This window comes from Pseudomonas sp. GL_093 (genome assembly GCF_057837605.1).
On sequence record NZ_CM174448.1, the window covers coordinates 2,633,555 to 2,658,465 of the forward strand.

The 24,911-nt window shown below is 60.8% G+C and carries 25 protein-coding genes; 10 read left to right on the plus strand and 15 right to left on the minus strand.

Annotation, left to right across the window (positions count from 1 at the left end; all coding sequences use genetic code 11):
• The 9 genes from AC3IUE_RS12130 to psrA form a co-directional block, all read right to left on the minus strand.
• Entirely contained in the window at positions 1 to 918 is a 918-nt protein-coding gene (locus AC3IUE_RS12130; protein WP_489267643.1) for an ABC transporter permease, read from the minus strand.
• 31 nt (positions 919 to 949) lie between these two features.
• Positions 950 to 2,092 carry an ABC transporter substrate-binding protein gene (locus AC3IUE_RS12135; protein ID WP_461963421.1) on the minus strand — a complete coding sequence of 381 codons (1,143 nt, stop codon included), beginning with the start codon at positions 2,090 to 2,092 and terminating at the stop codon, positions 950 to 952.
• A gap of 39 nt (positions 2,093 to 2,131) precedes the next feature.
• The gene (locus AC3IUE_RS12140; protein WP_403144341.1) at positions 2,132 to 3,259 is read right to left on the minus strand and encodes an ABC transporter ATP-binding protein; all 1,128 of its coding nucleotides are present in this window, start codon (positions 3,257 to 3,259) and stop codon (positions 2,132 to 2,134) included.
• 105 nt (positions 3,260 to 3,364) lie between these two features.
• Positions 3,365 to 4,174 (minus strand): response regulator transcription factor, encoded by an 810-nt coding sequence (locus tag AC3IUE_RS12145; RefSeq protein WP_461997753.1) that lies wholly within the window; start codon positions 4,172 to 4,174, stop codon positions 3,365 to 3,367.
• 358 nt (positions 4,175 to 4,532) lie between these two features.
• Positions 4,533 to 6,053 carry an acetaldehyde dehydrogenase ExaC gene (exaC, locus tag AC3IUE_RS12150; RefSeq protein WP_489267646.1) on the minus strand — a complete coding sequence of 507 codons (1,521 nt, stop codon included), beginning with the start codon at positions 6,051 to 6,053 and terminating at the stop codon, positions 4,533 to 4,535.
• A 74-nt stretch (positions 6,054 to 6,127) separates the two neighbouring features.
• Complete coding sequence (phnX, locus tag AC3IUE_RS12155) at positions 6,128 to 6,955, minus strand: phosphonoacetaldehyde hydrolase (RefSeq protein WP_056744705.1); 828 nt, start codon at positions 6,953 to 6,955, stop codon at positions 6,128 to 6,130.
• 86 nt (positions 6,956 to 7,041) lie between these two features.
• Positions 7,042 to 7,914: a LysR substrate-binding domain-containing protein gene (locus AC3IUE_RS12160; protein WP_056744707.1), complete on the minus strand. Its 873-nt coding sequence runs from the start codon at positions 7,912 to 7,914 to the stop codon at positions 7,042 to 7,044.
• 53 nt (positions 7,915 to 7,967) lie between these two features.
• A complete protein-coding gene (locus tag AC3IUE_RS12165; protein WP_489267649.1) occupies positions 7,968 to 9,263 on the minus strand; it encodes an MFS transporter in 1,296 nt (431 codons plus the stop codon).
• A 126-nt stretch (positions 9,264 to 9,389) separates the two neighbouring features.
• Positions 9,390 to 10,481: an iron-containing alcohol dehydrogenase PsrA gene (gene psrA, locus AC3IUE_RS12170; protein ID WP_415760016.1), complete on the minus strand. Its 1,092-nt coding sequence runs from the start codon at positions 10,479 to 10,481 to the stop codon at positions 9,390 to 9,392.
• 259 nt (positions 10,482 to 10,740) lie between these two features.
• On the opposite strand from psrA, the gene AC3IUE_RS12175 reads away from it, so the two are divergent.
• Genes AC3IUE_RS12175 through AC3IUE_RS12200 form a run of 6 tightly spaced genes read left to right on the plus strand, consistent with a single transcriptional unit; the run spans position 10,741 to position 15,985 of the window.
• Positions 10,741 to 11,913 (plus strand): acyl-CoA dehydrogenase family protein, encoded by a 1,173-nt coding sequence (locus AC3IUE_RS12175; RefSeq protein WP_489267651.1) that lies wholly within the window; start codon positions 10,741 to 10,743, stop codon positions 11,911 to 11,913.
• On the plus strand, positions 11,910 to 13,103 hold the full coding sequence (locus tag AC3IUE_RS12180; protein ID WP_489267653.1) for an acyl-CoA dehydrogenase family protein: 1,194 nt from the start codon (positions 11,910 to 11,912) through the stop codon (positions 13,101 to 13,103). Before AC3IUE_RS12175 ends, AC3IUE_RS12180 begins: the two co-directional genes overlap by 4 nt.
• 14 nt (positions 13,104 to 13,117) lie before the next feature.
• Entirely contained in the window at positions 13,118 to 13,900 is a 783-nt protein-coding gene (locus AC3IUE_RS12185) for an SDR family oxidoreductase (protein ID WP_134418707.1), read from the plus strand.
• A 2-nt stretch (positions 13,901 to 13,902) separates the two neighbouring features.
• Positions 13,903 to 14,361, plus strand: coding sequence for a MaoC family dehydratase (locus tag AC3IUE_RS12190; RefSeq protein WP_489267655.1), 459 nt, complete (start codon positions 13,903 to 13,905; stop codon positions 14,359 to 14,361).
• A gap of 31 nt (positions 14,362 to 14,392) precedes the next feature.
• Entirely contained in the window at positions 14,393 to 15,595 is a 1,203-nt protein-coding gene (locus AC3IUE_RS12195) for an acetyl-CoA C-acyltransferase (RefSeq protein ID WP_489267657.1), read from the plus strand.
• Positions 15,596 to 15,985 (plus strand): steroid Delta-isomerase, encoded by a 390-nt coding sequence (locus tag AC3IUE_RS12200; RefSeq protein WP_489267659.1) that lies wholly within the window; start codon positions 15,596 to 15,598, stop codon positions 15,983 to 15,985. It begins immediately after the preceding gene.
• Positions 15,986 to 16,129: 144 nt separating this feature from the next.
• On the opposite strand, the gene AC3IUE_RS12205 is transcribed toward AC3IUE_RS12200, so the two are convergent.
• Together AC3IUE_RS12205 and AC3IUE_RS12210 are read right to left on the minus strand one after the other, a co-directional pair.
• The gene (locus AC3IUE_RS12205; protein ID WP_489267661.1) at positions 16,130 to 16,627 is read right to left on the minus strand and encodes an SRPBCC family protein; all 498 of its coding nucleotides are present in this window, start codon (positions 16,625 to 16,627) and stop codon (positions 16,130 to 16,132) included.
• A 17-nt stretch (positions 16,628 to 16,644) separates the two neighbouring features.
• Positions 16,645 to 17,418 (minus strand): SDR family oxidoreductase, encoded by a 774-nt coding sequence (locus AC3IUE_RS12210; protein WP_489267663.1) that lies wholly within the window; start codon positions 17,416 to 17,418, stop codon positions 16,645 to 16,647.
• A gap of 427 nt (positions 17,419 to 17,845) precedes the next feature.
• Between AC3IUE_RS12210 and AC3IUE_RS12215 the strand changes: the two genes are divergently transcribed.
• From AC3IUE_RS12215 to dmpG, 4 genes are read left to right on the plus strand one after another with little or no spacing between them, the layout of a single operon-like run.
• Positions 17,846 to 18,688 (plus strand): alpha/beta fold hydrolase, encoded by an 843-nt coding sequence (locus AC3IUE_RS12215; RefSeq protein ID WP_489267665.1) that lies wholly within the window; start codon positions 17,846 to 17,848, stop codon positions 18,686 to 18,688.
• The gene (locus AC3IUE_RS12220) at positions 18,685 to 19,476 is read left to right on the plus strand and encodes a fumarylacetoacetate hydrolase family protein (RefSeq protein ID WP_489267667.1); all 792 of its coding nucleotides are present in this window, start codon (positions 18,685 to 18,687) and stop codon (positions 19,474 to 19,476) included. Before AC3IUE_RS12215 ends, AC3IUE_RS12220 begins: the two co-directional genes overlap by 4 nt.
• 18 nt (positions 19,477 to 19,494) lie before the next feature.
• A complete protein-coding gene (locus AC3IUE_RS12225; protein WP_095128530.1) occupies positions 19,495 to 20,403 on the plus strand; it encodes an acetaldehyde dehydrogenase (acetylating) in 909 nt (302 codons plus the stop codon).
• A 13-nt stretch (positions 20,404 to 20,416) separates the two neighbouring features.
• A complete protein-coding gene (dmpG, locus tag AC3IUE_RS12230) occupies positions 20,417 to 21,451 on the plus strand; it encodes a 4-hydroxy-2-oxovalerate aldolase (RefSeq protein ID WP_046054844.1) in 1,035 nt (344 codons plus the stop codon).
• Positions 21,452 to 21,504: 53 nt separating this feature from the next.
• Here dmpG and AC3IUE_RS12235 read toward each other — a convergent pair whose 3' ends face one another.
• From AC3IUE_RS12235 to AC3IUE_RS12250, 4 genes are all read right to left on the minus strand, one after another.
• Positions 21,505 to 21,672 (minus strand): hypothetical protein, encoded by a 168-nt coding sequence (locus AC3IUE_RS12235; protein ID WP_177338880.1) that lies wholly within the window; start codon positions 21,670 to 21,672, stop codon positions 21,505 to 21,507.
• Between the two features lie 273 nt (positions 21,673 to 21,945).
• Positions 21,946 to 22,494 (minus strand): ADP compounds hydrolase NudE, encoded by a 549-nt coding sequence (gene nudE / locus AC3IUE_RS12240; RefSeq protein WP_403144318.1) that lies wholly within the window; start codon positions 22,492 to 22,494, stop codon positions 21,946 to 21,948.
• Positions 22,495 to 22,581: 87 nt separating this feature from the next.
• Entirely contained in the window at positions 22,582 to 23,712 is a 1,131-nt protein-coding gene (locus AC3IUE_RS12245) for a helix-turn-helix transcriptional regulator (RefSeq protein WP_046054842.1), read from the minus strand.
• 135 nt (positions 23,713 to 23,847) lie between these two features.
• Positions 23,848 to 24,891 carry a 3-ketosteroid-9-alpha-monooxygenase, oxygenase component gene (locus AC3IUE_RS12250; RefSeq protein WP_489267671.1) on the minus strand — a complete coding sequence of 348 codons (1,044 nt, stop codon included), beginning with the start codon at positions 24,889 to 24,891 and terminating at the stop codon, positions 23,848 to 23,850.
• Positions 24,892 to 24,911 lie beyond the last annotated feature (20 nt).

Here is a 24,911-nt window from a genome sequence, read left to right on the forward strand (position 1 = left end):
TCACAACCCTCCGTCGGCAGGGCGGCCGCCATAGCGCGCCACCAGTTTCAAATACACGCCGATGATCAGCAGCATCATCGCCACCAAGGTCATCGCCAGCGCGCTGCCGAAGGGCCAGTTGCGCGATTGCAGAAACAGGTCGACCAGTGCGTTGCCGACGAAGAACACTTTGCCGCCACCGAGAATGGCCGGGATCAGGAACTCGCCCATCAACAGGATGAACACCAACATCACCCCGGTGATGATCCCGGGCGCGGAGAGTGGCAGGGTGATCCGCCGGAAACTTTCGAAAGCGCTGGCACCCAGGTCCGCCGAGGCTTCGAGCAGACGCTTGTCGAGTTTTTCCAGGCTGACGTAAATCGGAAACACCATCAGCGGCAAGTAGCCGTAAACGATGCCGATCAGCACCGCCCACGGCGTATTGATCAGCCGCACGTCTTCAAGGCCAAGGCTGGCGAGCAGGGCCGGAATGCCCTTGCCGCTGAGGATGAAAATCCAGGCGTAAGTGCGGATCAGGAAACTGGTCCAGAACGGCACAATCACCAGCGTCAGCAGCAGCGAGCGGTTCTTGCTGACCTTGACCGCCAGAAAATACGCCAGCGGGTAAGCCGCCACCAGGCACACCAGCGTGCCCAGCGGCGCCAACATCAGCGTGTTGCTGAACGCCGCGCCACGGGAACCGAGGTTCAAGTAGTTGGCCAGCGTGAAGCCACCGGCGTAACCGCCCACGGCACTGCGCTCGCCGAAACTGAAGACCAGGATGATCACCAGCGGCATCAACAACAGCAGCAGGAACCACAAGGTCGAGGGCAAGAGCATCAGCAGGGTGATCCGCCGGCCGAGGCTGCGCCGTTGGCGAACCTCGACCGACAGGGCATTGCCCGGCCGCACCGTTTGCGGGTGGGTGGTGGCGTTCATGGGGGACTCCTCATTGGCCATGGCCAGGCGATCAGGCGGACTTGAAGCGAGCCATCAATTCGGCGCGCGCCGGGCTGGTGAGCGTCGCCGCGGCACCGAACTCCAGAGGACTGAGCGCTTCGGCGGCCGGGTACATGATCGGATCGTCGAGCATGGCGGTGGGCAGCAACGCATCGACGCGTTTGTCGCCGCTCGGGTAGCCGTGGCTCAACACTTCGAGCTTGTTGTGCTGCGGATCGAGCAGGTAGTTGATGAAGGCGTAGGCCGCGTCCTTGTGCTCCGAGCTTTTGGGTATGGCAAAGAAGTCACTCCACAGTTCGCCACCTTCCTTGCCCAGTTCGAACTGCATCTGCGCGTTGTCGCGGTGCAACTGAGAGGCATCGCCGGTCCAGGACATCGCCAGCCAGGCATCGCCGCTGCGCATTGACGGCTGGATGTCGGAGTTGATGGCGAACAGGTGCGGCTTGACCTCGATCAGCAGTTTTTCGGCATCGGCCAGTTCTTTCGGGTCCAGGGAATTGAAGCTATAGCCGAAGCTTTTCAGCGCGTTGCCGATGGCGGTCAGTTGGTAATCGTGAACCATTGTCCGGCCGCTGGCGGGGCCTTGAGCTGCTGCCCAGAATTCTTTCCAGCTGGCGGGGCCGTTCTTCAGTTTGCCGGCGTCGTAGAGCATGCCGGTAGTGCCCCAGTTTTTCGGTACCGCATACACCTTGCCGTCCACCGTTCCTTGGGCCATGAACTTTTGCTGGAAAGCCGACGCCTCAAAGTTGGGAATGCGCGACAAGTCCAATGGTTCGATCAGGCCCAGGCCAACGTAAGTGCTGATGGTGTAGTTGGTCGGCACCAGTACGTCCCAGCCACTGCCACCGGCCTGCAATTTGGCAAGCATCTCTTCGTTGGAACCGAACACGCTCATCGAAACGCGCGCACCGGTGGTTTTGGCGAAGGTGTCGAGGTTTTCCTGGCTGTGGTAATTCGGCCAGGTCGCCAGCGACAGGCGATCGCCCAGCTTGGCCTGCTCGGCGGCCTCGGCGGTGGAAGTCAGCAGGCCAGGCATGTTGGTTGCGACCACCGCTGCGGCAATTCCCAGGCCTGTGCGGCCAAGGAACTCGCGGCGGCTGATCGAGCCGTTCTGCCAGCTACGCAGGGTTTTGATAAACGTCTTCTGGTCCATAGCACGCTCCACATTCGGTTGATGAAACGAATCGATGATTTACAACGCCATGGCCAGGCCATTGGCGTGATCCCAGCCGACGCTCACTGCAGCGCCGTGTTCGAATGCATTGGCGCCGTGATCCTGTTGGCGCGGCACACGCACGCAAACCACGCCAAAGGCTTGGGTGCGCACGCGGTATTCGGTGGAGTTGCCGAGGTAGATGCGGTCTTCCACGTGGCCTTGCAGCTTCACTTCTCGGGTCATGTCGGCGTTGGCGCTGGCGATGCTGATCAGCTCAGGGCGCACCGCGATGCAACCGGCGACGTCTGCGCTTAAGGCTTTGCCGGTGGGCGTCAATGGGCTGGTCAGTTCCAGTCCTTGCTCGGTGCGCAGCACTACTGAATCGCCCTGCATTTGACGAACCGTGCCGTTGAACAGATTGGATTCGCCAATAAAGTCGGCCACGTAACGGCTGGCCGGCGCTTCATACAGTTGTTCCGGGGTGGCGGTCTGGATGATCGAACCGTTGTGCATCACGCTGATGCTGTCACTCATCGACAAGGCTTCTTCCTGATCGTGGGTGACCAGCACAAAGGTGATGCCGACTTCGCGTTGCAGGCGCAGCAATTCGGATTGCATTTCCTTGCGCAGCTTGCGGTCCAGCGCCGCCAGCGGCTCGTCCAGCAGCAACACGGTCGGCTTGTTCACCAGCGCCCGGGCCAGGGCCACGCGCTGCTGTTGGCCGCCGGAAAGTTCACTCGGCTTGCGTTGGCCGAAGCCGCTCAGGCGCACCATTTCCAACGCTTCATCAGCCATGCGCAGTTGAGTTTTTTTGTCGGGTCGCGGGGTGCGATAACGCAGCCCATAGGCGATGTTCTGCGCCACTGTCAGGTGCGGGAAGAGGGCGTAATGCTGGAACACCATGTTCACCGGCCGCTCAAACGCCGGCACTCCGGCAACGTTCTTGCCCGACAGGCGCACTTCGCCGCTACTGGGCTGTTCGAAGCCGGCTATCATGCGCAGGGTGGTGGTTTTGCCGCAGCCGGAACCGCCGAGGAAGGAATGGAATGAGCCGCGACGCACCGCGAAGTTCAGGCCATTGACGGCCGACACCTCGCCATAGCGTTTGACCACGTTGCAGAATTCGATATCGCTTGGCGAAGTGTCGTTCACGCTGTTGTTCACGAGGCGGGCTCCCTTGCAGTGATGAATCAGTGCGTCGGGGGCCAAACTAGCAATCGGGGTTTTGCGCTGTATATATCCCTTGGGGGATAGAGTCGGTTTCAGGTGTCAGGCTTCGACGACCAGTTCCTGACCGGTAAGGTCGCGGATAAACAGCCCGAGCAATTCGGACTGGCTGCCGATGCCGAGCTTGGCGTAGATGTTCTTGCGGTGAATCTTCACCGTGCCAGGACTGATGCCCAGTTGTTCGGCGACCGAGGCGCTGGAGTGACCGCGTAGCAGCAACTGCACAATCTCTTGTTCGCGGTGGGTGAGGATGTGCGCGCCGAACTGATCGAAGGCTTCGCGGATCTTGAAGTCCAGGTCCTGCGCCGGGCGTGGTTGCAGGGCTTGACGCAAACGCCAAGCTTCATTGATGACCTGTTCAACCACAGCCTGCGCACACTCGATCAACTGCATCTCGTCACGACCAAAAGCACAGCTGGCGGTGGATCGCATCAACGACAGAACGGCCATGGCGCCGCCGCCGAGGTCGACGAAAAACGCCACTTCTTCAGCCAGCCCGGTTTGCTGGTAATACGTCAGGTAATACTCGCCGAGGTAGAAGTGGTCGGGTGCGAACTGTCGCAAACGCCACAGTCCAGGCGCTTGCCCGCGAGTGCAAGCCAGGTAGAACGGATCAAGTAAATAGGGCCCGCACTGATAGTCATCGACATACACCGCACGCTTGTCGGCTGCGAAGGTGTCGAACAGCGCCAACGGCCGATGATTGCCTTCGTAGACGAACAGAACGAAGTGATCGACCGGGCATACTTGCCGCAACCAGTGACTTAAGCCTGCTAACCGCGCATGCCCGGGAGGAAGGTCCAGTAAATGGGCAACACCGGTAGTCCAGAGTTTCAGTTCCTTGGGGCGCATGGCGGCTTCAAGCAGGATTGGATTGCGTTTAGATGCACAATTTGCGCCATGGCTGTTTTTGGCCTTGTAGAGCGGGGCGCGTGACGTCGAGTCGTTGAAAAGACGCACCGTAACAGCGCCGGATGTTACCGAGTGCTACAGGGTTAGTATCAGAAGTGATGGGGGCGGTGCATCAAGATCAAAAGCTGCAGGCGAGCTAACGCTCGGCCTGTTTCACGCCATCGCGAGCAAGCTCGCTCCCACAGGGTTGTGAAGTGAACCCCACCTTTTGGAACTGGCCAAAATCACTGTGGGAGCGAGCTTGCTCGCGATGACTATTGAAAGGGCGACGCAGAAACATCTGCATCGCCCATGCTTTTTAGAAGAAGCCCAACGGATTGATGTCGTAGCTCACCAGCAGGTTTTTGGTCTGCTGATAGTGATCGAGCATCATTTTGTGGGTTTCACGACCGACACCGGATTTTTTGTAACCGCCGAACGCGGCGTGCGCCGGGTACAGGTGGTAGCAGTTGGTCCACACACGACCGGCCTTGATCGCGCGGCCCATGCGATAGGCGCGGTTGATGTCGCGGGTCCACAGACCGGCACCCAGGCCGAACTCGGTGTCGTTGGCGATGGCCAGGGCTTCGGCTTCGTCCTTGAAGGTGGTGATGCTCACCACCGGGCCAAAGATTTCTTCCTGGAACACGCGCATTTTGTTGGTGCCCTTGAGCAGGGTCGGCTGGATGTAATACCCGGTCGCCAGGTTGCCCTCGAGTTTTTCAATCTTGCCGCCGGTCAGCAGCTCGGCGCCTTCGCCCTTGGCGATTTCCAGGTATGAAAGGATTTTGTCGAATTGCTGCTCGGACGCCTGGGCGCCGACCATGGTGTCGGTGTCCAGCGGGTCGCCACGTTTGATCGACAGCACTTTTTTCATCACGACTTTCATGAAGTCGTCGTAGATCGACTCTTGCACCAAGGCGCGGGACGGGCAGGTGCAGACTTCGCCCTGGTTGAAGAACGCCAGCACCAGGCCTTCGGCGGCTTTTTCGATGAAGGTTTCTTCGGCTTGCATGATGTCGGCGAAGAAGATGTTCGGCGACTTGCCACCCAGCTCCACGGTGGACGGAATGATGTTTTCGGCGGCGCATTTCATGATGTGCGAGCCGACCGGGGTCGAGCCGGTGAAGGCGATCTTGGCGATGCGTTTGCTGGTGGCCAGCGCTTCGCCGGCTTCTTTGCCGAAGCCTTGCACGACGTTCAGCACGCCCGGCGGCAACAGGTCGCCGATCAGCTCCATCAGCACGGTAATGCCCAGCGGGGTTTGTTCGGCGGGCTTGAGCACCACGCAGTTACCAGCCGCCAGGGCCGGGGCGAGTTTCCAGGCGGCCATCAGGATCGGGAAGTTCCACGGGATGATCTGGCCGACCACGCCCAGTGGTTCATGGATGTGATAGGCCACGGTGTTGCCGTCGATCTCGGCGGCGCTGCCTTCCTGAGCGCGGATGCAACCGGCGAAGTAGCGGAAATGGTCCGCCGCCAGCGGGATGTCGGCGTTGAGGGTTTCACGCACGGCTTTACCGTTGTCCCAGGACTCGGTGATTGCCAGGACTTCGAGGTTCTGTTCGATGCGGTCGGCGATTTTCAGCAGCACCAGCGAGCGAGCCTGGGCGGACGTGGCGCCCCAGGCATCGGCGGCCGCGTGGGCAGCGTCCAGGGCCTTTTCGATGTCTTCGGCCGTGGAGCGCGGGAATTCGGCAATCGGTTGGCCATTCACGGGAGAAGTCGTGGTGAAGTACTGACCATTGACCGGCGCAACGAACTCACCGCCGATGTAGTTGCCATAACGGGACTTGAAGGAAACGATGGCACCGGGAGTGCCAGGTTGGGCGTAGATCATGATGAGTCTCTCTTGTTGTTATCCGTTGCGGCCGTCCGTGGACGGCCACTGTCAGCTTCAGCCGCCGTATGGCGTCAGGAACCCTGAGGGGTTTCACCGCGCGCAAGGCGGGCATTGATGTCTTCGATGACTGCCGGCAACTCGACGATGGTGTCGATCAGATAGTGCGGGCGAGAGCCTTCGAACATCTTGATGATGCGGGCACGCTCTTCGGCCAGTTTGTCGGAGGGCAATGCCTTGTACTGATCGTAGGTCAAGCCCAGTGCGTTGCCGGAGCAGGTCAATGCGACTGTCCACATACCTGCGCTACGACCTTCGAGAATGCCGGGCCACGTGTCGTCGACCTTCACGCAAGCCGCGACGTCACTGATCCCCAGAGCGATTACATTGGCCAAGGCCTGAGCCGGGTGCGGGCGACCATTGGGTACTTCGTCGGTCGCTACCACATGGTCGGCGACGTAGCCGTTCTGGCGCGCCAGCTCCACCACTTTTGCCATGACGACTGCCGGGTAACCGGAACACGAACCGATTTTCAGGCCCTTGTCGCGCAAGGCACCGATGGCATCCAGTGCTCCGGGAATCACGGCGGAATGCAACGCGATCTTCTCGATTTGCAGCGGCATGAAGCGCTCATAAAGCGCCGTGACATCATCATCGGTCGGCAGGCGATCAAAGACCGCTCGGTAGCGTTCGGCGATCTGTGGCTGGTTGCATAACGTGCGGATGTGGTCCCACTTGCCCATGCCCATGGGGCCACGTGCTTCCTCCAGCGAAACGGCTACGCCAAACTCGCCGAACGCTTCGACGAAAATTTGGGTTGGGGCGAAGGAACCGAAATCAACGACGGTGCCCGCCCAGTCCAGAACAACGGCTTGCAGGTGAGTGGGTTGTTTGTAGTGCATGACGAATCTCCATTTTTGGGTATGGGTAGGCCGTCCCTCTCGTCACCAGGAGGTAAGCCTATTGAGTGTTAAAACGCGTTACGGAATCAGGTTGTCGGTATTGGGCTGGAGTCGAACAACTCCGCGATCATTGGCCGGTTTCTTCGAATACCCAGGCAGCACAGGTGGTAATCGATCGAAAACGGATGATTGACGAAGGTGATCGGCTTGGTGCCCGGCGTTTCGGCGTACTCGACGGCCGAAACGAAACCGATGCCGATGCCCTTGGCGATGGCATGGACAATGGCTTCACGACTGTTCAACTGCATGACGCAGTTCAGGGCGACGTCCAGGCGCTTGCAGCTCTCTTCCACCAGTTGGCGTGTGCGAGAGCTTTTTTCACGAAGGACCCACTTCTCGCTGCTGATCTGCTCGACATGCACCTCTTTCTGACTGGCCCAGGGATGGTCGTCGCGGACGACGGCAATAATCGGATAGCGTCGATAAAGCTGAGTATCAAAGCGCTGGTCGAATTCGGAGAGCGCAAGAATCGCCACATCGATGTCGAAGTTGAAGAGACGATCCAGTGTTTCTTTTTCAGGAGAGAACGACGTTTCCAGCTCGATGTCCGGATGCCGCTGCATCAATTCGTAAGTCAGGTTCATCGCAATGGGAGGAGAGACCGCCCCCAAGCGCAGCATGCCTGTCTTGCGTTGCTTGAAACTTTGCAGAAGTTGCACGGCTTCATCCTCTTGGCCGAATAGCCCCTGGGTGATCGCATAGAGCTTGTGTCCCGCCGAACTCATTTCGATAAAACGGCCTCGACGATGAAAGAGTTCCACGGAGAACTTCTTCTCCAGCGCGTTGACCTGTTCACTGACAGTCGGCTGACCAACGCTCAGGTACTCGGCGGCGAGGGTGAAACTGCCGGTCTTCGCCACCGCATGAAAGGAACGTAACCACTTGTGGTACTGGTACATAGAAGGTCCTGTTCCTGAGTCGTTGCCTGTCTACCAGCATCCATGCTGCGTAATCAGCGTCTGATGAACAACGCGACCGCCGCACTGCACAGGCATGCAGCGGTGACCACGATGAAGATCAATGAAGTGTTGCCGGTACTGTCGAGCATACTGCCGATCAACGGTTCCGCCAGGCCGGCGAACAGATAGGACGAGAAGTTCATCACGCCGGTTGCCGTGCCAGCTCGCTTTGCGCCGACCAGGTCTGGGCAGAGCGCCCAGAAACTCGACGCCGGGCCGTAAACGAAGAAACCACAGAGGAACAGCGCCACCAGGCCAATTGCGCTATGAGGCGGGAGGCTCCACATCCACAGGCTGGTCGCTGCACCGAGGAACATGTAGAGCATGATCGCCAGGTAGCGTTTGGAGCCGAACAGCTTGTCCGAAACCCAGCCATTACTGAGGGCGCCGATGGCCATGCCCACCGGCAGGGCAACCGTAATCCACTTCGGATCGACCATGCTGTCGCCGCTTTTCCAGTTGGCACCCAGAAAGTGCACCGGCACCCAGACGATCAAGCCATAGCGAGCAGCGTTCTGGAATCCCAGGGATACCGCGGCGATGATCAAACGAAAGTTCTTTAGAACGGCTTTGTAGCGTTGCGCGGACGATTCGACTTCACCGTGTGCCACTTCGTGGTTTTTGTCATCGGCATTGGCTACGCCGGTATCGGCGAGCGGTTCGAAACCCATGTCCTGCGGACGTTCACGGGCCACCAGGTAGAAGATGATGCCGCCAGCCAGCATCAGCAGCACGGGCAACCGAAAGATCCAGCGCCACTCCAGATGCATCACCTCAAGCACAACGATTGAGGTCACGTAAGAAAGGACAGAGGCGCAACCGGCGGCAAACACGTAAAAGCCATACACCTTGCCGCGCTCGCCGGCACTCCACCAATTGGAGATGAGTCGACTCCCGGGCGCCCAGCCCAAGGCCTGGAAGTAACCGTTGAGACCCCAAGGCAAGATCAGAGCGGTAAAACCACTGGCGAAGCTGGTCACCCAGTTGGCGGCGCAGGACAGTACGGCACCGGCGGTCATGATGCGTCGGCCGCCGAACTTGTCCGCGAGGTTGCCGTTGATGGCCTGGCCAATGGCATAGGCCCAGAGCATGGCCGCCGAAGCCCACCCTAGGTGCTCCTTGGTAAAGCCGAACTCGGCCTGGATACCCGGAATGGCGAAACCGAATGTCTGCCGACCGGTGTAGAAAAACAGATAGCAGAACATCGCCGCCAGCAGCATGCGCCACTGGGCTACTCGGAACGATGAGGTGCGCACTGCGAGTCGAGGCATGGTTTGGGCACGATTCATGATCTTTTCCTTATTATTGTTCGGTCCCCCCGAATGGTGTCGGAGGGTGCACTCTTTTGTGGGTGCGGCAGGAAATCGTCGCGGCTCGTCACGCCGCTGACAGTGCTTGGTTGGGGTTGGCAGGCGCTAGGCCGCCTGTGAGCCGATGAAGTTTTTGCCTCTGGCGCCCTGCATGGCGAAATTGATCATTTCCTCGGCTTCCGATGGCGTTACACCGTAGTCGGCAAACTCCGTCTTCACTCCCAGGCTATGCAGGAACTCGCGCAATTGGTCTTGAGCGCTCTGCAGGTCGTTGCCGAATATTCGCTGAAGGGTTCGGTCGCGCGCTTCGTCGTGGCCCCAGGCGAGGCCCAACACCAGCGGCAGAGTGAAGGAGCAGGCGATACCATGCGGCAGGCCGTAGCGCAGGGTCATTTCGTAAGAAATCGAATGGGCCAGTGCAGTTTTGGTATTGGAGAAAGCCAACCCTGCCTTGAGTGCAGCCAATGCCATGCGCGAACGTAGTTCCCTGCTGGACAAGTCATGACGCAGCAGCGGCAGGCATTCCAGGATGTCCTCGATGGCGGAGATGGCGAAGGTGTCCGATATCGGGTTGGCATTGATGTTCCAGATCGACTCCAGCGCATGAGACAGGGCATCCAGGCCCGTTGAAACAGTGACCCCCGCCGGAACCGTCAGCATTAACTGCGGATCGACAATGGCCACTTTCGGCCAGGTGCTGTCCAGGTGCAGAGAGTATTTCTTGTGGCTTGCCGAGTCCCAGATGGTGGCCCAAGGGGTAACTTCACTGCCGGTACCCGCCGTGGTCGGGGCCGCAATCAGTAACTTGCTACGCGCCGGGACGAAGGGTTTACCCGTTGCCAGCAACGCGAGCAATTCATCAAAACGACCCGACTCAGTGCCCACGATCAACGCCTTGGCGGTGTCGATGGCGCTGCCTCCGCCCACAGCGATGACTGTGTGACATTCGCCGGCCTCCTGCCAAAAGCGCTCATACGTATCGCGCAGTTGAGCCACGTCCGGATTGGGCTGGACGTCCTCGATGACGTACACCAATCGGTCGCCCAGCAGGTCCTCAATACGATCGACCAATCCCAGCCCGCGAGCTTCGGGAAAAGTGACAAGGGCGACCTTTTGGTTTTCGGTGATAGAGGCAAGCTCGAGAAGGCTGCCCCAGCCGAAACGTGTATCAACTGGATTGTGGAATCGGGCAGTCATGGCGGGTCCTTTGTTTTTGTTGTTGGAGGTGGCCCCATACTCCGGGGACGCCGACGCCAGCTCAAATCGATAATTCGCAGGCTTCTATCGGCTGAACCGATACCGAGGTCAGAGTGAAGGCTTGCTCGTAACCGGCTCGGCATCGCCCATTTGGACTAGGCAGCCCTGACGTTTCTGTCGTGTGCCGCTGGCACCAAACTCGAAGGCCAGAGGGGTGTCGCTTCATGCGTGCCCCGCCTAACGAGCAGAAGGCGCCGCGATGGAGTTTGCATTCAGCGACGAACAGGAAATGATCCGCGCATCGGCCGAGGGCTTTCTCGCCGATGTCTCGGATTCTGCCGCCGTGCGAGCGGCGATGGTCAGCGAGCGAGGTTTTGACGAGGCGCTCTGGCAGCGTCTGTGCCGCGAAATGTACTGGCCGGCGATTCATATTCCCGAAGCGTACGGCGGCCTGGGACTGGGCTTTGTCGAACTGTCGATTTTGCTGGAACAGATGGGCCGGCGCTTGCTGTGTTCGCCGTTCTTCGCCACCGCCTGCATGGCCACGCCAGCGCTGTTGCTGGCCGCCAATGAACAACAAAAACAACGCTGGTTGCCCTTGATCGCCGACGGCAGCCTCACCGCTACGCTGGCCTTCAGCAGCGCCAACGGCTGGGCGGCCAAGGATGTTCAGGCCACGGTGGTGACTGAGGGCGAGGGTTTTGTGCTGGATGGAACCCTCAATCATGTGCTCGACGGGCACAGCGCTGAGCTCTTGATCATCGCCGCACGGGTTCCCGGATCGACCGGCGAGGCGGGCATCAGCCTGTTCGCAGTGGACGCGGACCGGTTGGGGATCGAGCGTCAAATGTTGCCGACCATGGACCAGACCCGTCGTCAGGCACGGGTTCAGCTCAAGGGTCTGTACCTCAGCGCTGACTGCCTGCTCGGTGAGTTCGGCTCGGGCTGGCCACACCTGGAGCGGGTGCTGCAACTGGCTTGCATCGGCCTGGCTGCCGAACAGACCGGTGGCGCGCAGCAGGTGCTCGACCTGAGCGTTGCCTATATGCAGGAACGCCAGCAGTTCGGTCGACCCATCGCCAGTTTTCAGGCGCTCAAACACCGTGCCGCCGACATGATGCTGCAGGTCGAATGCGCACGTTCGGCCAGTTATTACGCGGCCTGCGTGGCCCAGGAAGTCCTCGATCCTGAAGGCGACCCGCAGGTGGCCGCCGAGCTGCCGCTGGCGGCGGCGCTGGCCAAGGCGCAGTGCTCTGAAACCTATTTCCACTGCGCGTCCGAGTCGATCCAGTTGCATGGCGGCGTTGGTTTCACCTGGGAATACGATCCGCACCTCTACTTCAAACGCGCTCGCGCCAGTGAAAGCTTTCTCGGCGCACCTGCCTGGCATCGAGAGCGCATTGCCGTGGCGATTCTTGGGGAGCAGCCATGAAAATCAGTTTCAGTGAGCAGGACGAGCGCTTCCGTCAGGAAGTAGCCGACTGGTTGAGCGCTAACCTGTGCGGTGAATTCGAGCCCCTGCGTTTTCGCGGCGGCCCGGGTGACGAACATATGTTTCCCGAGGAACGCAAAGCCTGGGAACGCAAACTCGCCGAGGGCGGCTGGACGTGTGTGGGCTGGGCGCCGGAGCACGGTGGGCGTGGACTGTCGATCAGCCAGCAAGTGATTTTCCACGAAGAGTACGCCCGCGCTGGCGGCCCGGGACGCATGGGGCATATCGGCGAAGGGCTGGCCGGACCGACCATTGCCGCGTTCGGCACTGCCGAGCAGCAACAGCGCTTTCTGCCGGGCATCGTCAACGGCACGTCCTTCTGGTGTCAGGGCTATTCCGAACCGGGGGCCGGGTCCGACCTGGCCAACGTCAAGACCCGCGCGGTGCTTGATGAAGCCCGCGGCACTTGGGTGATCAACGGACAAAAAGTCTGGACCTCCCTGGCCCATGAGTCGGACTGGTGTTTTGTGATCGCCCGCACGGAACCGGGCAGCGTTGGCCATCGCGGCTTGTCCTTCTTGCTGGTGCCCATGGCCCAGACGGAGATTAGCGTGCGGCCGATCGAGCAGCTCACAGGCACCTCTGAGTTCAACGAAGTGTTCTTCGATGATGCCTGCACCGACGCCGCCAATATCATCGGCGCGCCGGGTGAGGGCTGGAAGATCGCCATGGCGTTGCTCGGTTTCGAGCGCGGGGTATCGACCCTCGGCCAGCAGATGCAATTTCACAATGAACTGAATGAAATCATCGCCATCGCCCGGGCCAATGGCGCCGCACGCGACCCGATCCTGCGCCAGCGCCTGGCCGAAGCCTGGAGCGGGCTGCGGATCATGCGCTACAACTCGCTGCGCATGCTGTCCGGAGCGCAGGACGGTTCGCTGCGCAAGGAAGCGACCATCTACAAACTGTTCTGGTCCACCTGGCACGCCAGCCTCGGCAAGCTGGCGATGGACGTCCTCGGCGCCGAGGCGGAGCTGCTGGAAGCCGCGCCCTATCAACTCACCCGTTTGCAATCGCTGTACCTGTTCAGTCGCGCCGACACCCTCTACGGCGGCAGCAACGAGATCCAGCGCAACATCATCGCCGAGCGCGCCCTGGGAATGCCCAAAGAACCGCGCCTGCGCACCTGACCAAGGAGTTTTCCATGTCTGTTCCTCACTATGTTGCGGGTCACGGTTTGCTGCGTGACAAGTCAGTGCTGATCACGGCCGCGGCCGGGGCCGGTATCGGGTTTTCCGCCGCGGTGCGTGCCGCCGAGGAGGGTTGTCGCGCCTTGATGATCAGCGATATCCATGAAGGCCGGCTGGCGGAAGCGGTGTTGAAAATCCGCGAAGCGACCGGCCTGCAACAGGTCTTCGGTCAGGTCTGCAATGTCGCTGACGAAGCTCAGGTTCAACAGCTGATCGCCTGCGCCGAGCGCGATCTGCAGGGCGTCGATGTACTGATCAACAACGCCGGTCTTGGTGGTTCACGGCTGCTGGTGGACATGACGGATGAGGAGTGGAACCGGGTCCTCGATGTGACGCTCACCGGCACCATGCGCATGACCCGTGCGATGTTGCCGAAGATGATCGAGCGGCGTGCCGGGGTCATCGTCAACAACGCTTCGGTGCTGGGCTGGCGGGCGCAGAAAGAGCAGTCGCACTACGCCGCGGCCAAGGCCGGGGTCATGGCGTTGACCCGTTGCGCCGCGGTCGAGGCCGCCGACTACGGAATCCGCATCAACGCGGTGAGCCCGAGCATTGCGTTGCACGATTTCCTGCGTAAGTCCGCCCCTCAGGCAGTGCTTGATCAACTCGCCGCCAACGAGGCGTTTGGTCGTGCCGCCGAGGTCTGGGAAGTGGCCAACGTGATGATGTTTCTGGCCAGCGACTACAGTTCCTACATGACCGGCGAAGTGTTGTCGGTTTCCAGTCAGAGGGCGTGAACATGCCACGTATTTTCGACACGCCCCTCGCCTTGCACGATGCCGTGGGAGAGGTGCTGGGCGTCAGCGACTGGCTGGTTCTCGCGCAGGACCGCATCGACCTGTTCGCCGAGGCGACCGGTGATCACCAGTGGATTCACGTCGATCCCGTCAAGGCAGCCAGCGGTCCCTTCGGCGCCTGCATTGCCCATGGCTATCTAAGCTTGGCGTTGGTCAATCTGTTTTTACCGCAGATCGTCGAGGTACGCGGCATTGCCATGGGTGTCAATTATGGCTGCGAGCGGGTGCGCTTTCCCACGGTGGTGCGTGTTGGCTCGCGGGTGCGCGGCAGTGCGCAATTGATGGCGGTCGAGGAGGTCAAGGGCGGCGTTCAGGCGACCATTCGCGTCAGCGTCGACATCGACGGCGAGGAGCGTCCCGGCTGTGTGGTCGACACCATCAGCCGTTACTACCCCGCGTGAACCCTTTAACAGAACATTCGAGGAATCCAGCATGAAAGAAGCCGTCATCGTTTCGACCGCCCGTACCCCGATCGGCAAAGCCTTTCGCGGTGCATTCAATGACACTGACGCGCCGCAGCTCGGCGGCCATGTGGTGCGCGAAGCCGTGCGTCGCGCCGGCATCGAGCCGGGCGAAGTGGACGATGTGATCATCGGCGCGGCAGCGCAGCAGGGCACGCAGTCTTATAACTTGGGGCGTCTGTGCGCGATTGCCGGCGGCTTGCCGACCTCGGTCGCCGGGATGGCGGTCGAGCGCCAGTGTTCATCGGGGCTGATGAGCATTGCCATGGCTGCCAAAGGCATCATGTGCGATGAAATCGACATCGCCGTGGCCGGTGGCCTGGAGTCGATTTCGCTGGTGCAGAACAAGCACAAGAACCTGTACCGCAATCAGTCAGCCTCGGTGATTGAGCTGGATCCGCACGCTTATATCCCAATGATCGAAACCGGCGAGATCGTCTCCACACGCTACGGGATTTCCCGCGAGGAACAGGATGAATACAGCTACCAGAGCCAGGTGCGAACCGCGTTGGCTCAGAGTAATGGATTGTTCGACCGTGAACTCGCGCCGCTGACCAGTCGCAAGGCGATCTTCGACAAGGACAGTGGCGAAACCCGCTACGAATCCGTCACCTTGCTGCGCGACGAGTGCAACCGCATCGACACCACCCGCGAAAGCCTGAGTGCGCTGGAGCCGGTGTGGCCGGGCGGTCAATGGAGTGAAAAGGGCCGCTTCATCACGGCCGGCAACGCCTCGCAACTGTCCGACGGTGCTTCGGCCTCGGTGTTGATGAGTGCCAAATTGGCCGAGAAGCGTGGCCTGGAGCCGCTGGGGATTTATCGCGGGATGGCGGTCGCTGGCTGCAATTCCGACGAGATGGGCATCGGCCCGGTCTTCGCCATCCCGAAACTGCTCAAGCGCCATGGCCTGACCGTGGACCACATTGGCCTCTGGGAGTTGAACGAGGCGTTTGCCTGTCAGGTGCTGTATTGCCGCGACACCCTGGGCATTCCCGCTGAACACATGAACGTCAACGGTGGTGCGATTTCGGTGGGCCATCCTTTCGGTATGTCCGGTGCGCGGATGGTCGGTCACGCGTTGGTCGAGGGGCAGCGCCGTGGATTGCGTTACGTGGTGGTGAGTATGTGCATCGGCGGCGGCATGGGTGCCGCCGCACTGTTCGAGGTGGTCTGAGTGATCAGTGCACAACAGATTCAAGCAACCATGGCGCGTTATGTGGCATTGGTGGACGCCGGTGACATCGACGGGATCATTGCGCTTTACAGCGAGGATGCAGTGGTCGAAGACCCGGTCGGTCAGCTGCCGTTGCAGGGGATCGTCGATATAGAACGTTTCTACCGCGAAGGGCTGGGCGCGAGCAAAGTCTCGGCGACCCTGACCGGCCCGGTTCGGGCGACACTCAACGGTTGTGGGGCGATGCCGTTTCGTGTCGACATGGAGTGGGCCGGGCAGCCGTGCTCGATCCATGTGATCGACGTGATGGAGTTCGATGCCGACGGCAAGATCCGCTCGATGAAAGCCTATTGGAGCGAGGCGAACCTAATCCCCCAAAGCCACGCATAAACCCCTGTAGCAGCTGCCGAGCCTGCGAGGCCTGTGGGAGCGAGCTTGCTCGCGATGAAGCCGGCACATTCAACATCGATTTCGCCTGACACTCCGCTATCGCGAGCAAGCTCGCTCCCACAGGCCTCGCAGGCTCGGCAGCTGCTACAGGGCGCGTTCCTGAGGTGTGGCGGTGAGCAAGTCGCGATTCTGCGTCTGCCCGGTTTCGTAGTAGGCCTTGAGGTTCTCGGCGATCTGGCGCACGACGTTGTTGAACGCCTTCGCCAGCAACCATTCCACCAGCCGGCCACCGCGCAGGCTGTAGTTCATTTGCGTGGTAATGCGCGTCGCATCACCCTCGGCCTGCAAGGCATAACTGAAGCTGGCCTCGCGGAACGGGAAGGGCGCGCCGCCGCTGGCCTTGTGCAAAATCAGCACAAAACCGACACCGTCCTGCCATTGCACCACGCTTTCATCCAGCCACTGACCACCCTTGCGAAATACCCGGCGACTGGCGCCAATCCCTTCGCGTGCACCGGGATGAAACTGGCAACCGGTCAACCCCGGCACGTAATGCGGGGCGAGGCTCAGGTCGCGCAGTTTGGCCCACGCGGCTTGTGGGGTGAGGTCGAGCAGGACGCTGTGGCGGGCAATCGCGGGCATGCTGGAATTCCTCTTGTTCAATGGGATTGTGCCGCATCGAGAAACGCCGGGCGTTCGCCACCACCGTGCACGGTGATGTCCGCGCCGCTGACATAACGTGCCAGCGTTGATGCCAGGTACAGACAGGTATCGCCGATGTCTTCCGGAGCCGCCAGGCGTTGCAGCGGGATGGTGGCCGCCACCCGGGCAATGCCCGCCTGATCGCCATAATGCATGGCCGCCTGCTCGGTGAGAATCAACCCGGCCGTCACAGCGTTGACCCGCACCTTGGGCGCCCATTCCACCGCCAGCGAACCGGTCAGGTTCAGCAACCCGGCCTTGGCCGCGCCATAGGCAGCAGTGCCGGGCGAAGGGCGGGTCGCACTGACGCTGCAAATATTGATGATTGCGCCACCGTCGGCTTGCGCCTGCATCACCTTGTTGGCCTGCTGACAGAGATTCAGCGGCGCCAACAGGTTGAGGCGGATGATCGCTTCGCTAAAGCGCGGCGAGGCACTGGCCGCCTCGGCATTCGGTGAACCGCCGGCATTGTTGACCAATACATCGAGGCGACCGAAACGCTCGACGATACTGTCGATCAACTGCGCGGACTGCTCGACATCCCGCAGGTCGCAGGGCAGAAACAGCGCCTCGCGCCCAGCACTGGCAGGCAGGGTGTCCGGTGCTTCGCGACCGCAGATCACCACGTCGGCACCACAGTCGAGAAAACGCTGACTGATGCCGCGACCGACTCCTTTGCCACCGCCGGTGACCAGTACCACTTTGCCGCGAAAGTCCATCGGATCAAGCATGGGATGCCTCGTTCTGTCGCTCGGGAATGCTGTCGATGCTAGGTGCGTGGCACCCGGCAGCCAACGTCCGAAAAGACTAGGGGGCGTTCTCAGTTAGTTTCCACACCGCGCCGGGTCTGCTGTTGTGCAGGGCAAGGCGCGAGAAGCGTGGTTTGGTCGTTCCAAATAAGCTTCGAGCAACGCAGCCCTGCACAACAGCAGGCCCGGCCCTTCGGGTTGTGCCTTAAAGCGGGCCAGGCTGCGTTGCAGGCCTTGGAAAGGGAACAACCATTTCCAGCGGCCTGCGCCTTGCCTGGCCCGCTTTAAGGCGACAACGCGGCGGGGAAACTAACTGAGAACGCCCCCTGGGCGTAGTCCTGTCGGACGATGTTGTTTGCCCGGGCGCTCGGAATAATCCGGCGACAACAACAGGCCGGGAGGACACCTTATGAGCGCATCAGCGCAAGGGCACTTCGTTACGCTGCCGCAGGGTTTGCAGCTGCACTACTTGGATATCGGCGGGCAGGACATCGGCAGCGGCGAGCCGGTGATTTTCCTTCACGGCAGCGGGCCGGGCGCCAGCGGTCACAGCAACTTCAAGCAGAACTACCCGGTGTTTGCCGCGGCCGGTTACCGGACTATCGTTCCCGACCTGCCGGGTTATGGCGCTTCAGATAAGCCAGACACCCTCTACACCCTGGACTTCTTTGTCGCCGCCTTGAGCGATTTGCTCGATGCCCTGGATATCCAGCGATGCGTGCTGGTCGGCAATTCTCTGGGCGGTGCGATCGCGATCAAACTGGCCCTCGACCAGCCGCAGCGGGTCAGCCGGATGGTGCTGATGGCGCCCGGTGGCCTGATGGAAAAAGAACAGTATTATTTGCAGATGGAAGGCATCCAGAAAATGGGTGCGGCCTTCGCCAAGGGTGAACTGCACGATGCGGGCGGAATGCGCCGGCTGTTGGCGCTGCAACTGTTCGATGAGGCCTTGATCAGCGACGAGACGGTCAATGAGCGGGTCGCAGTGGTGCGACAGCAACCGGTCTGCGTGTTGTCGACCATGCAAGTGCCGAACATGACCTCGCGCCTCGGCGAGTTGCAGTGTCCGATCCTCGGTTTCTGGGGCATGAACGACAAATTCTGCCCGGTGTCTGGCGCGCAAACGATGATGCAGCACTGCCAGAACATTCGCTTTGTCCTGCTCAGCGAATGCGGGCATTGGGTGATGGTCGAGCACCGTGAACTGTTCAACCGCGAGTGCCTGGCGTTCTTTGAGGAGGCTCGCTCATGAGTGAACAACTGCGCCATCAATACGGTGAAGAGCTGTATCAGGCGTTGCTGAGCGGCACCACCCTGGCGCCGCTGACCGAGCGCTGGCCATCGATCAGTATCGAAGACGCCTACCATATTTCCCTCTACAGCATCGAACGCCGGGTGGCCGCCGGTGACCGGATTGTCGGCAAGAAAATCGGCGTGACCTCCGCAGCGGTCCAGCAAATGCTCAATGTGCATCAACCGGATTTCGGCTTCATCACCCGGCAGATGTCGTTCGCCAATGACGCGAAAATCTCCCTCGCAGCGAACAAGCTGATCCAGCCGCGCGCCGAGGGCGAGATTGCCTTCAAGCTCAAGCACGATCTGATCGGCCCCGGTGTTACCGAAGCCGACGTGCTGGAAGCGACCGAATACGTGATGCCGTGCTTCGAAATTGTCGACTCACGGATTCATGACTGGCGGATCCGCATACAAGACACCGTCGCCGACAACGCCTCTTGCGGTGTGTTCGTGCTGGGCGATGTTCAGGTCGATCCACGGACGCTGGATTTGCCCAACTTGCGCATGCGTGTGTTCAAGAATGGCGAGCCTCTCAGCGAAGGTTTGGGCTCGGCGGTGCAGGGTAATCCGCTGACGGCCGTGGCCTGGCTGGCCAACACCCTGGGCGCCTTCGGTATTCCGTTCAAGGCCGGGGAAATCATTCTCTCAGGCTCTTTGGTGCCGCTGGAGCCTGCGCGTGCGGGCGACCTTTTTTCTCTGACCATCGATGGCCTGGGCAGTGCCCAGGTGTCCTTCTGCGCCTGACCTGTGGGGTTTAACCGGATGAGCAAGAAACTCAGAGCGGCCATTATCGGCCCGGGCAATATCGGCACTGACCTGCTGATGAAAATGTACCGATCGGAATGGATCGAGCCGGTGTGGATGGTCGGCGTCGACCCTCAGTCCGAGGGCCTTAAACGCGCCCGTGAATTGGGCGTGAAAACCACGGCCGAGGGCGTCGACGGGCTGCTGCCCCATGTACTCGACGATGATATTCGCATCGCCTTCGATGCCACCTCGGCCTACGTACACGCGGAAAACAGCCGCAAGCTCAACGAACTGGGGGTGATCATGATTGATCTCACGCCCGCGGCCATCGGCCCGTTCTGCGTGCCACCGGTCAATCTCAAGGAACACGCGGCAACGTTGGCAATGAACGTCAACATGGTGACGTGCGGTGGCCAGGCGACCATTCCGATGGTCGCGGCCGTGTCGCGGGTCCAGTCGGTGAGTTACGGCGAGATCGTCGCCACCGTGTCCTCCGGTTCGGTCGGCCCGGGCACTCGCCAGAACATCGACGAATTCACCCGCACCACGGCCGGTGCGGTGGAGAAAATCGGCGGCGCCCGACGCGGCAAGGCAATCATCGTCATCAACCCGGCCGAGCCACCGCTGATGATGCGCGACACCATCCACTGCCTGACGGATGACGAACCGAATCAGGACGCCATTCGCACCTCGGTGTTGCAGATGGTCAAGGAAGTGCAGCGTTATGTTCCCGGCTACAAGCTGATCAATGGCCCGGTGTTCGATGGGCACAAGGTGTCGATTTTCATCGAAGTCGAAGGCCTCGGCGACTTCCTGCCAAAGTCCGCCGGCAACCTGGACATCATGACCGCTGCGGGGCTGCGTACCGCCGAGATGTTCGCCGAAGAAGCCCACAAGGGCACCCTGCAACTGCCCGTCCGTTGAGTGGAGAATTGCCATGAATTTGCAAGGTAAGAGCGTCCGTCTGCACGACATGAGCCTGCGCGACGGCATGCATGCCAAACAGCATCAAATCAGCCTGGAACAGATGATCTCGGTAGCGACCGGTCTCGATGCGGCCGGCGTGCCGCTGATCGAAATCACCCACGGCGATGGCCTGGGCGGTGCGTCGCTGAACTACGGTTTTCCCGCCCACAGCGACGAGGAGTACTTCGCGGCGGTGATCCCGCGTATGAAACAGGCCAAGGTCTCGGCGCTGTTGTTGCCGGGTATCGGCACCCTCGATCATTTGAGAATGGCCCATGAACACGGGGTGTCGACCATTCGTGTGGCCACCCACTGCACCGAGGCGGACGTCTCCGGCCAGCACATCGGCATGTCAGCGAAGATGGGCCTGGATACCGTCGGCTTTCTGATGATGGCGCACATGGTTAGCGCAGAAAAACTGCTGGAGCAGGCGCGGTTGATGGAGAGTTATGGGGCCAACTGCATTTACTGCACTGACTCGGCTGGCTACATGCTGCCTGATGAAGTCACTGAGAAAATCGCTGCATTGCGAGCAGGGCTGAGTGCCGGGACCGAAGTCGGTTTTCACGGTCACCACAACATGGGCATGGCGATTGCCAATTCCCTTGCCGCGATCGAGGCGGGCGCCGCACGTATCGACGGTTCGGTAGCGGGGCTGGGCGCAGGGGCGGGCAATACGCCGCTCGAAGTGTTTGTCGCGGTGCTTGAGCGGATGGGCGTCAACAGTGGCATCGACTTGTACCGGATCATGGACGTTGCCGAGGACCTGGTAGTGCCGATGATGGACCAGCCGATCCGCCTCGACCGCGATGCGCTGACCCTGGGTTACGCCGGGGTCTACAGTTCGTTCCTGTTGTTCGCCAAACGTGCCGAGCAAAAGTACGGCATTGCCGCACGTGAGCTGCTGGTGGAACTGGGTCGACGCGGCACCGTCGGCGGTCAGGAAGACATGATCGAAGACCTGGCGCTGACCCTGTCACGTTCGCGGGGTGTCTTGCCAACCTGATCTGGCGACAGCACAAAAAGCCACCGGCCTTGCTTGCAGGCCCGGTGGTTTTTTTATGGGAGCAGATTACGCACCAGCGGGGGATAGCAATTGATGGCACTGGCCGAGCAACTGAAGAACGCGGTGGTCGGTCGGTAGGCTTCATTCTTGAACAGCTGACACAGACTGGCGGTGCTGCCGGCGCAGACGATGATGAACAGGGCACAGGTGGCTTTTCGCATAGCGAGCCTCGACACGGATTTTATTGTTGTAGAGGCAAGGTATTGCGGCTGGCGGAACGTGGCTTCGTCCGAATGGACTAGCCGATGACATTCGTCCCGATCGGCAATGACCTGTGGAAGGGTCAGCCCGGGTATTTGCGTACGACCTCGATCCCCTGTGGGAGCGAGCTTGCTCGCGATGGCGGTGTGTCAGACGACATCGATGCTGAATGTGCCGGCCTCATCGCGAGCAGGCTCGCTCCCACAGGTTTTGAGTGTTGTCTGGGATTGGGGTCAGCCGCGCCGGGCGAGGGCGCCCATGGCCATGAACAGTGCAGCAATGGCCCGCGCTTCATTGAGTTCGCCGCGGGCCACCAGGTCGGGGATCTGCGCCAGTGGCACGCGCAGGCATTCCAGCGGTTCGGGCTCGTCGCCGACCAGTTGGCAGGGACTCAACTGTTCGGCCAGCACCACCCGGTAGCGATGGCACAGGTGACCCGGTGCCAGGGTCAGTTCGCCCAGTTCGCTGAGGCGTGCGGCGCGCATCCCGACTTCTTCGCAGAGTTCACGTTGCGCCGCTTGCAGATAGTCTTCATCAGGCTCCGCGCCGCCCTTGGGCAGGCCGAGCACGGTTTTTTCGACACCGACCGCATATTCACGCACCAGCAACACATGCAGCGGATCAGGCATCGCCACCAGCATCACCGAGCGATAACCGGTGCCGCGCAGACGCTCGTAAACCCGCTGTTGGCCGTTGCTGAATTGCAGGTGCAAAGCTTCGATCTGAAAATAGCCGCTTTCAGCCAGCAATTCAGTCTTGAGGATGGTTGGACAGTTGCGCATGGTCAGGCCCCTGGTTGGGATGAAGCCACTGTGCGCCGTGCCGGGATGGCCGCCATCGTCCGAGCGGACGAGGGCGGAGCTTGAACGCTAACCGAGGGTCGCCACGCTGCGCAGGATTAGCCGCACGAGCATGGTCTGGCGGGTCACGCCGGTCTTGGAGAAGGTTGACCGCAGGTGCGCCCGCGAGGTGTTGCGGCTGATGCCCAGCTCCTCGGAGGCTTCGTCGAGGGTTAAGCCGTTGGCCAACAACATGGCCAGTTGAGTTTCGGCCGGGGTGAAGTCGAACAGCGCGCGGACGATCTCCTGTGGTGCGGTGGATTGCTGTTCCGGGTCGCTGATGAAAATCACCACGGTGGGGCATTGTTTGCCTTCGCTCCAGTCCGACAACGGCACCGAGCGCACGATGATCCCCAGGTCCGCCCGCCCGGACGGTCGTTGCACGCGCAGGGCTTCGACCACCGACGGGTTGCTGCTTTTTTGCGAGAGCAGCGATTGCTTCACCAGGCGCCGGAACTCTTGAGTGTCTCGCGCGGTGCCGACTTGCAGGCCGTCGTTGACCAGTTTGATGCCGTCCTTTTCCTGGATCAGCCGATCGGCGACCTGGTTGGTTTGCAGCACTTTGCCAGCCTCGTCGAGGATGATCGTACCGACCGCCAACTGATTCACCGCACCGGCATAGAGGTTGCGCTCGGCTTCGATGCGATTGAGCTGCATGTGGATCTTGATCGAGCGTTCCAGGTGCGGAATGAAGTGCGTCAGCAAGGCTTTCTCTTCGTTGCCGAAGGCCTTGTCATCGCGTCCGCGACTGATGCGGATACGGCACTGGGCGCCGTCGCAGGTGTTGATGTCGGCGCCGAGGATGTGGAACACATCCACCGGTTCGAGGAAATTCTTGTAGAACTCCGAGTGCTGCCAATCGTCGTTGGACACGAACTCGGCGAGGGTCACCACCTGGCGGTTGGGCAGGTCGACGAACGGGTCGAGGGTGAAAAAGTGTTTGTTATACGACGCGGTCGCCTCGGTCGACGTGCCGGTGGTGTTGACCATCAAGCCATCCACATGCGCGCTGGGCGGACGCAGGATGAAGGTCACGTACTTGCTTTCCAGGTACACGTTGAGCTGGTTGAGAAAGGTCGCCCAGGGAATGGTTTCCAGCGGTCCCTGATAGAGGTTGCCGATCAAATCACTGAACGTATCGAGGCTGAGGCTCTGCTGCATAGGGAAAACCGTTTTTATTATTAGCGTTGGCGGTGGCCGAGAATAAGCGCCGATATCGACTCCATGCAACGCTCGGGCTCAAGGCCTGACGGGCGGCTGCCGGTCAGGCGCAGGAAGCGCAAAAGGCCGCGGTGTTCAGGCCTGTTCGGTGGTGCGCACGACGAACCGTTTTTGCTCCAGCACGTCGGCCGAGAGCGCCGCGACGTCGGTGTAGAACTGCTCGTACCAGCGGCGCAGCTGATAGACCGGGCCATCGCCGTCACACAGCAACGGGTTGTCGACGCGGGTCTTGCTGTGCCAGATCGTCACGTCTTCGTAGAAGGCTTCCTGTGCTTGCTGCACATAGGCCTTGGCCATCGCCTGATTCTGTTCTTCGCTCAGCCCCGGAATCTTTTTCACCAGTACGCCATAGCGCAGGGTGAAGCTGTCGAGGTCGATCGGCACATGGCAGTTGAGCAGGATCGAATGGATCGGCTGGCCGTTCATCGCGCCGGTCATTTCGGTGATCTGGTAGGCCGGGCCGAAGTAGGTGGCCACGGTGCTCAACGCGCCGTCGCCGGACAAGCGCTCACTGCGGGCGCTCATGATCTGGGTGGCCAGATGGCCTTCGAAGACGTTGCTGAACGCCTCGACGGGTGCGCCATGCACCGTGCCGAAGTGCGCCATGTCGGCGATGTTGTCGATCAATTCGCGGCAATTGGTGCCGATCTGCAGTTCGGCGACTTCCCACGCGGCCCACTCGTCACTGAAGCAAGCGTCAATGCGCGGGATGCGCTGCTCAGGGAGCGGCGGGTTGCCTTCCGGGTCATTCCAGACGAACAGCAACTGGTTTTCCTCCATGAGTGGCCAGCTCTTGAGCCGTGCCCGTGGCGGAATGCGTTTGGCGTAAGGAATGTCATCGCAGACACCATCGGCACCCCAGCGCCAGGCGTGGAACGGGCAGCGAATCGAGTTGCCTTCAACACAACCGGTACTGAGGTCGGCGCCCATGTGCGGGCAATAGCCATCCAGAATATGCAGCTCGCCGTCTTCGCCCTGAAAGGCCACCAGCCGGGTGCCGAACACCTCCAGGCGATGGGCTTTGCCGTCGCGGTATTGGGTGGCCAGACCCAGACAATGCCAGCCACGGGCGTAGCGGTCTTCCAGCAGTTTGGCTTCGATGCGGTGCAAGGTACTCATCTTATTATTCTCCCAGGGTT

Bases quoted from the DNA above. Each gene is read 5' to 3' on its own strand.
- AC3IUE_RS12130 (WP_489267643.1), bottom strand. From the start codon at position 918: ATGAACGCCACCACCCACCCGCAAACGGTGCGGCCGGGCAATGCCCTG.
- AC3IUE_RS12135 (WP_461963421.1), bottom strand. From the start codon at position 2,092: ATGGACCAGAAGACGTTTATCAAAACCCTGCGTAGCTGGCAGAACGGC.
- AC3IUE_RS12145 (WP_461997753.1), bottom strand. From the start codon at position 4,174: ATGCGCCCCAAGGAACTGAAACTCTGGACTACCGGTGTTGCCCATTTA.
- exaC (WP_489267646.1), bottom strand. From the start codon at position 6,053: ATGATCTACGCCCAACCTGGCACTCCCGGTGCCATCGTTTCCTTCAAG.
- phnX (WP_056744705.1), bottom strand. From the start codon at position 6,955: ATGCACTACAAACAACCCACTCACCTGCAAGCCGTTGTTCTGGACTGG.
- AC3IUE_RS12160 (WP_056744707.1), bottom strand. From the start codon at position 7,914: ATGTACCAGTACCACAAGTGGTTACGTTCCTTTCATGCGGTGGCGAAG.
- AC3IUE_RS12165 (WP_489267649.1), bottom strand. From the start codon at position 9,263: ATGAATCGTGCCCAAACCATGCCTCGACTCGCAGTGCGCACCTCATCG.
- psrA (WP_415760016.1), bottom strand. From the start codon at position 10,481: ATGACTGCCCGATTCCACAATCCAGTTGATACACGTTTCGGCTGGGGC.
- AC3IUE_RS12175 (WP_489267651.1), top strand. From the start codon at position 10,741: ATGGAGTTTGCATTCAGCGACGAACAGGAAATGATCCGCGCATCGGCC.
- AC3IUE_RS12180 (WP_489267653.1), top strand. From the start codon at position 11,910: ATGAAAATCAGTTTCAGTGAGCAGGACGAGCGCTTCCGTCAGGAAGTA.
- AC3IUE_RS12185 (WP_134418707.1), top strand. From the start codon at position 13,118: ATGTCTGTTCCTCACTATGTTGCGGGTCACGGTTTGCTGCGTGACAAG.
- AC3IUE_RS12190 (WP_489267655.1), top strand. From the start codon at position 13,903: ATGCCACGTATTTTCGACACGCCCCTCGCCTTGCACGATGCCGTGGGA.
- AC3IUE_RS12195 (WP_489267657.1), top strand. From the start codon at position 14,393: ATGAAAGAAGCCGTCATCGTTTCGACCGCCCGTACCCCGATCGGCAAA.
- AC3IUE_RS12205 (WP_489267661.1), bottom strand. From the start codon at position 16,627: ATGCCCGCGATTGCCCGCCACAGCGTCCTGCTCGACCTCACCCCACAA.
- AC3IUE_RS12210 (WP_489267663.1), bottom strand. From the start codon at position 17,418: ATGCTTGATCCGATGGACTTTCGCGGCAAAGTGGTACTGGTCACCGGC.
- AC3IUE_RS12215 (WP_489267665.1), top strand. From the start codon at position 17,846: ATGAGCGCATCAGCGCAAGGGCACTTCGTTACGCTGCCGCAGGGTTTG.
- AC3IUE_RS12220 (WP_489267667.1), top strand. From the start codon at position 18,685: ATGAGTGAACAACTGCGCCATCAATACGGTGAAGAGCTGTATCAGGCG.
- AC3IUE_RS12225 (WP_095128530.1), top strand. From the start codon at position 19,495: ATGAGCAAGAAACTCAGAGCGGCCATTATCGGCCCGGGCAATATCGGC.
- dmpG (WP_046054844.1), top strand. From the start codon at position 20,417: ATGAATTTGCAAGGTAAGAGCGTCCGTCTGCACGACATGAGCCTGCGC.
- AC3IUE_RS12235 (WP_177338880.1), bottom strand. From the start codon at position 21,672: ATGCGAAAAGCCACCTGTGCCCTGTTCATCATCGTCTGCGCCGGCAGC.
- nudE (WP_403144318.1), bottom strand. From the start codon at position 22,494: ATGCGCAACTGTCCAACCATCCTCAAGACTGAATTGCTGGCTGAAAGC.
- AC3IUE_RS12245 (WP_046054842.1), bottom strand. From the start codon at position 23,712: ATGCAGCAGAGCCTCAGCCTCGATACGTTCAGTGATTTGATCGGCAAC.
- AC3IUE_RS12250 (WP_489267671.1), bottom strand. From the start codon at position 24,891: ATGAGTACCTTGCACCGCATCGAAGCCAAACTGCTGGAAGACCGCTAC.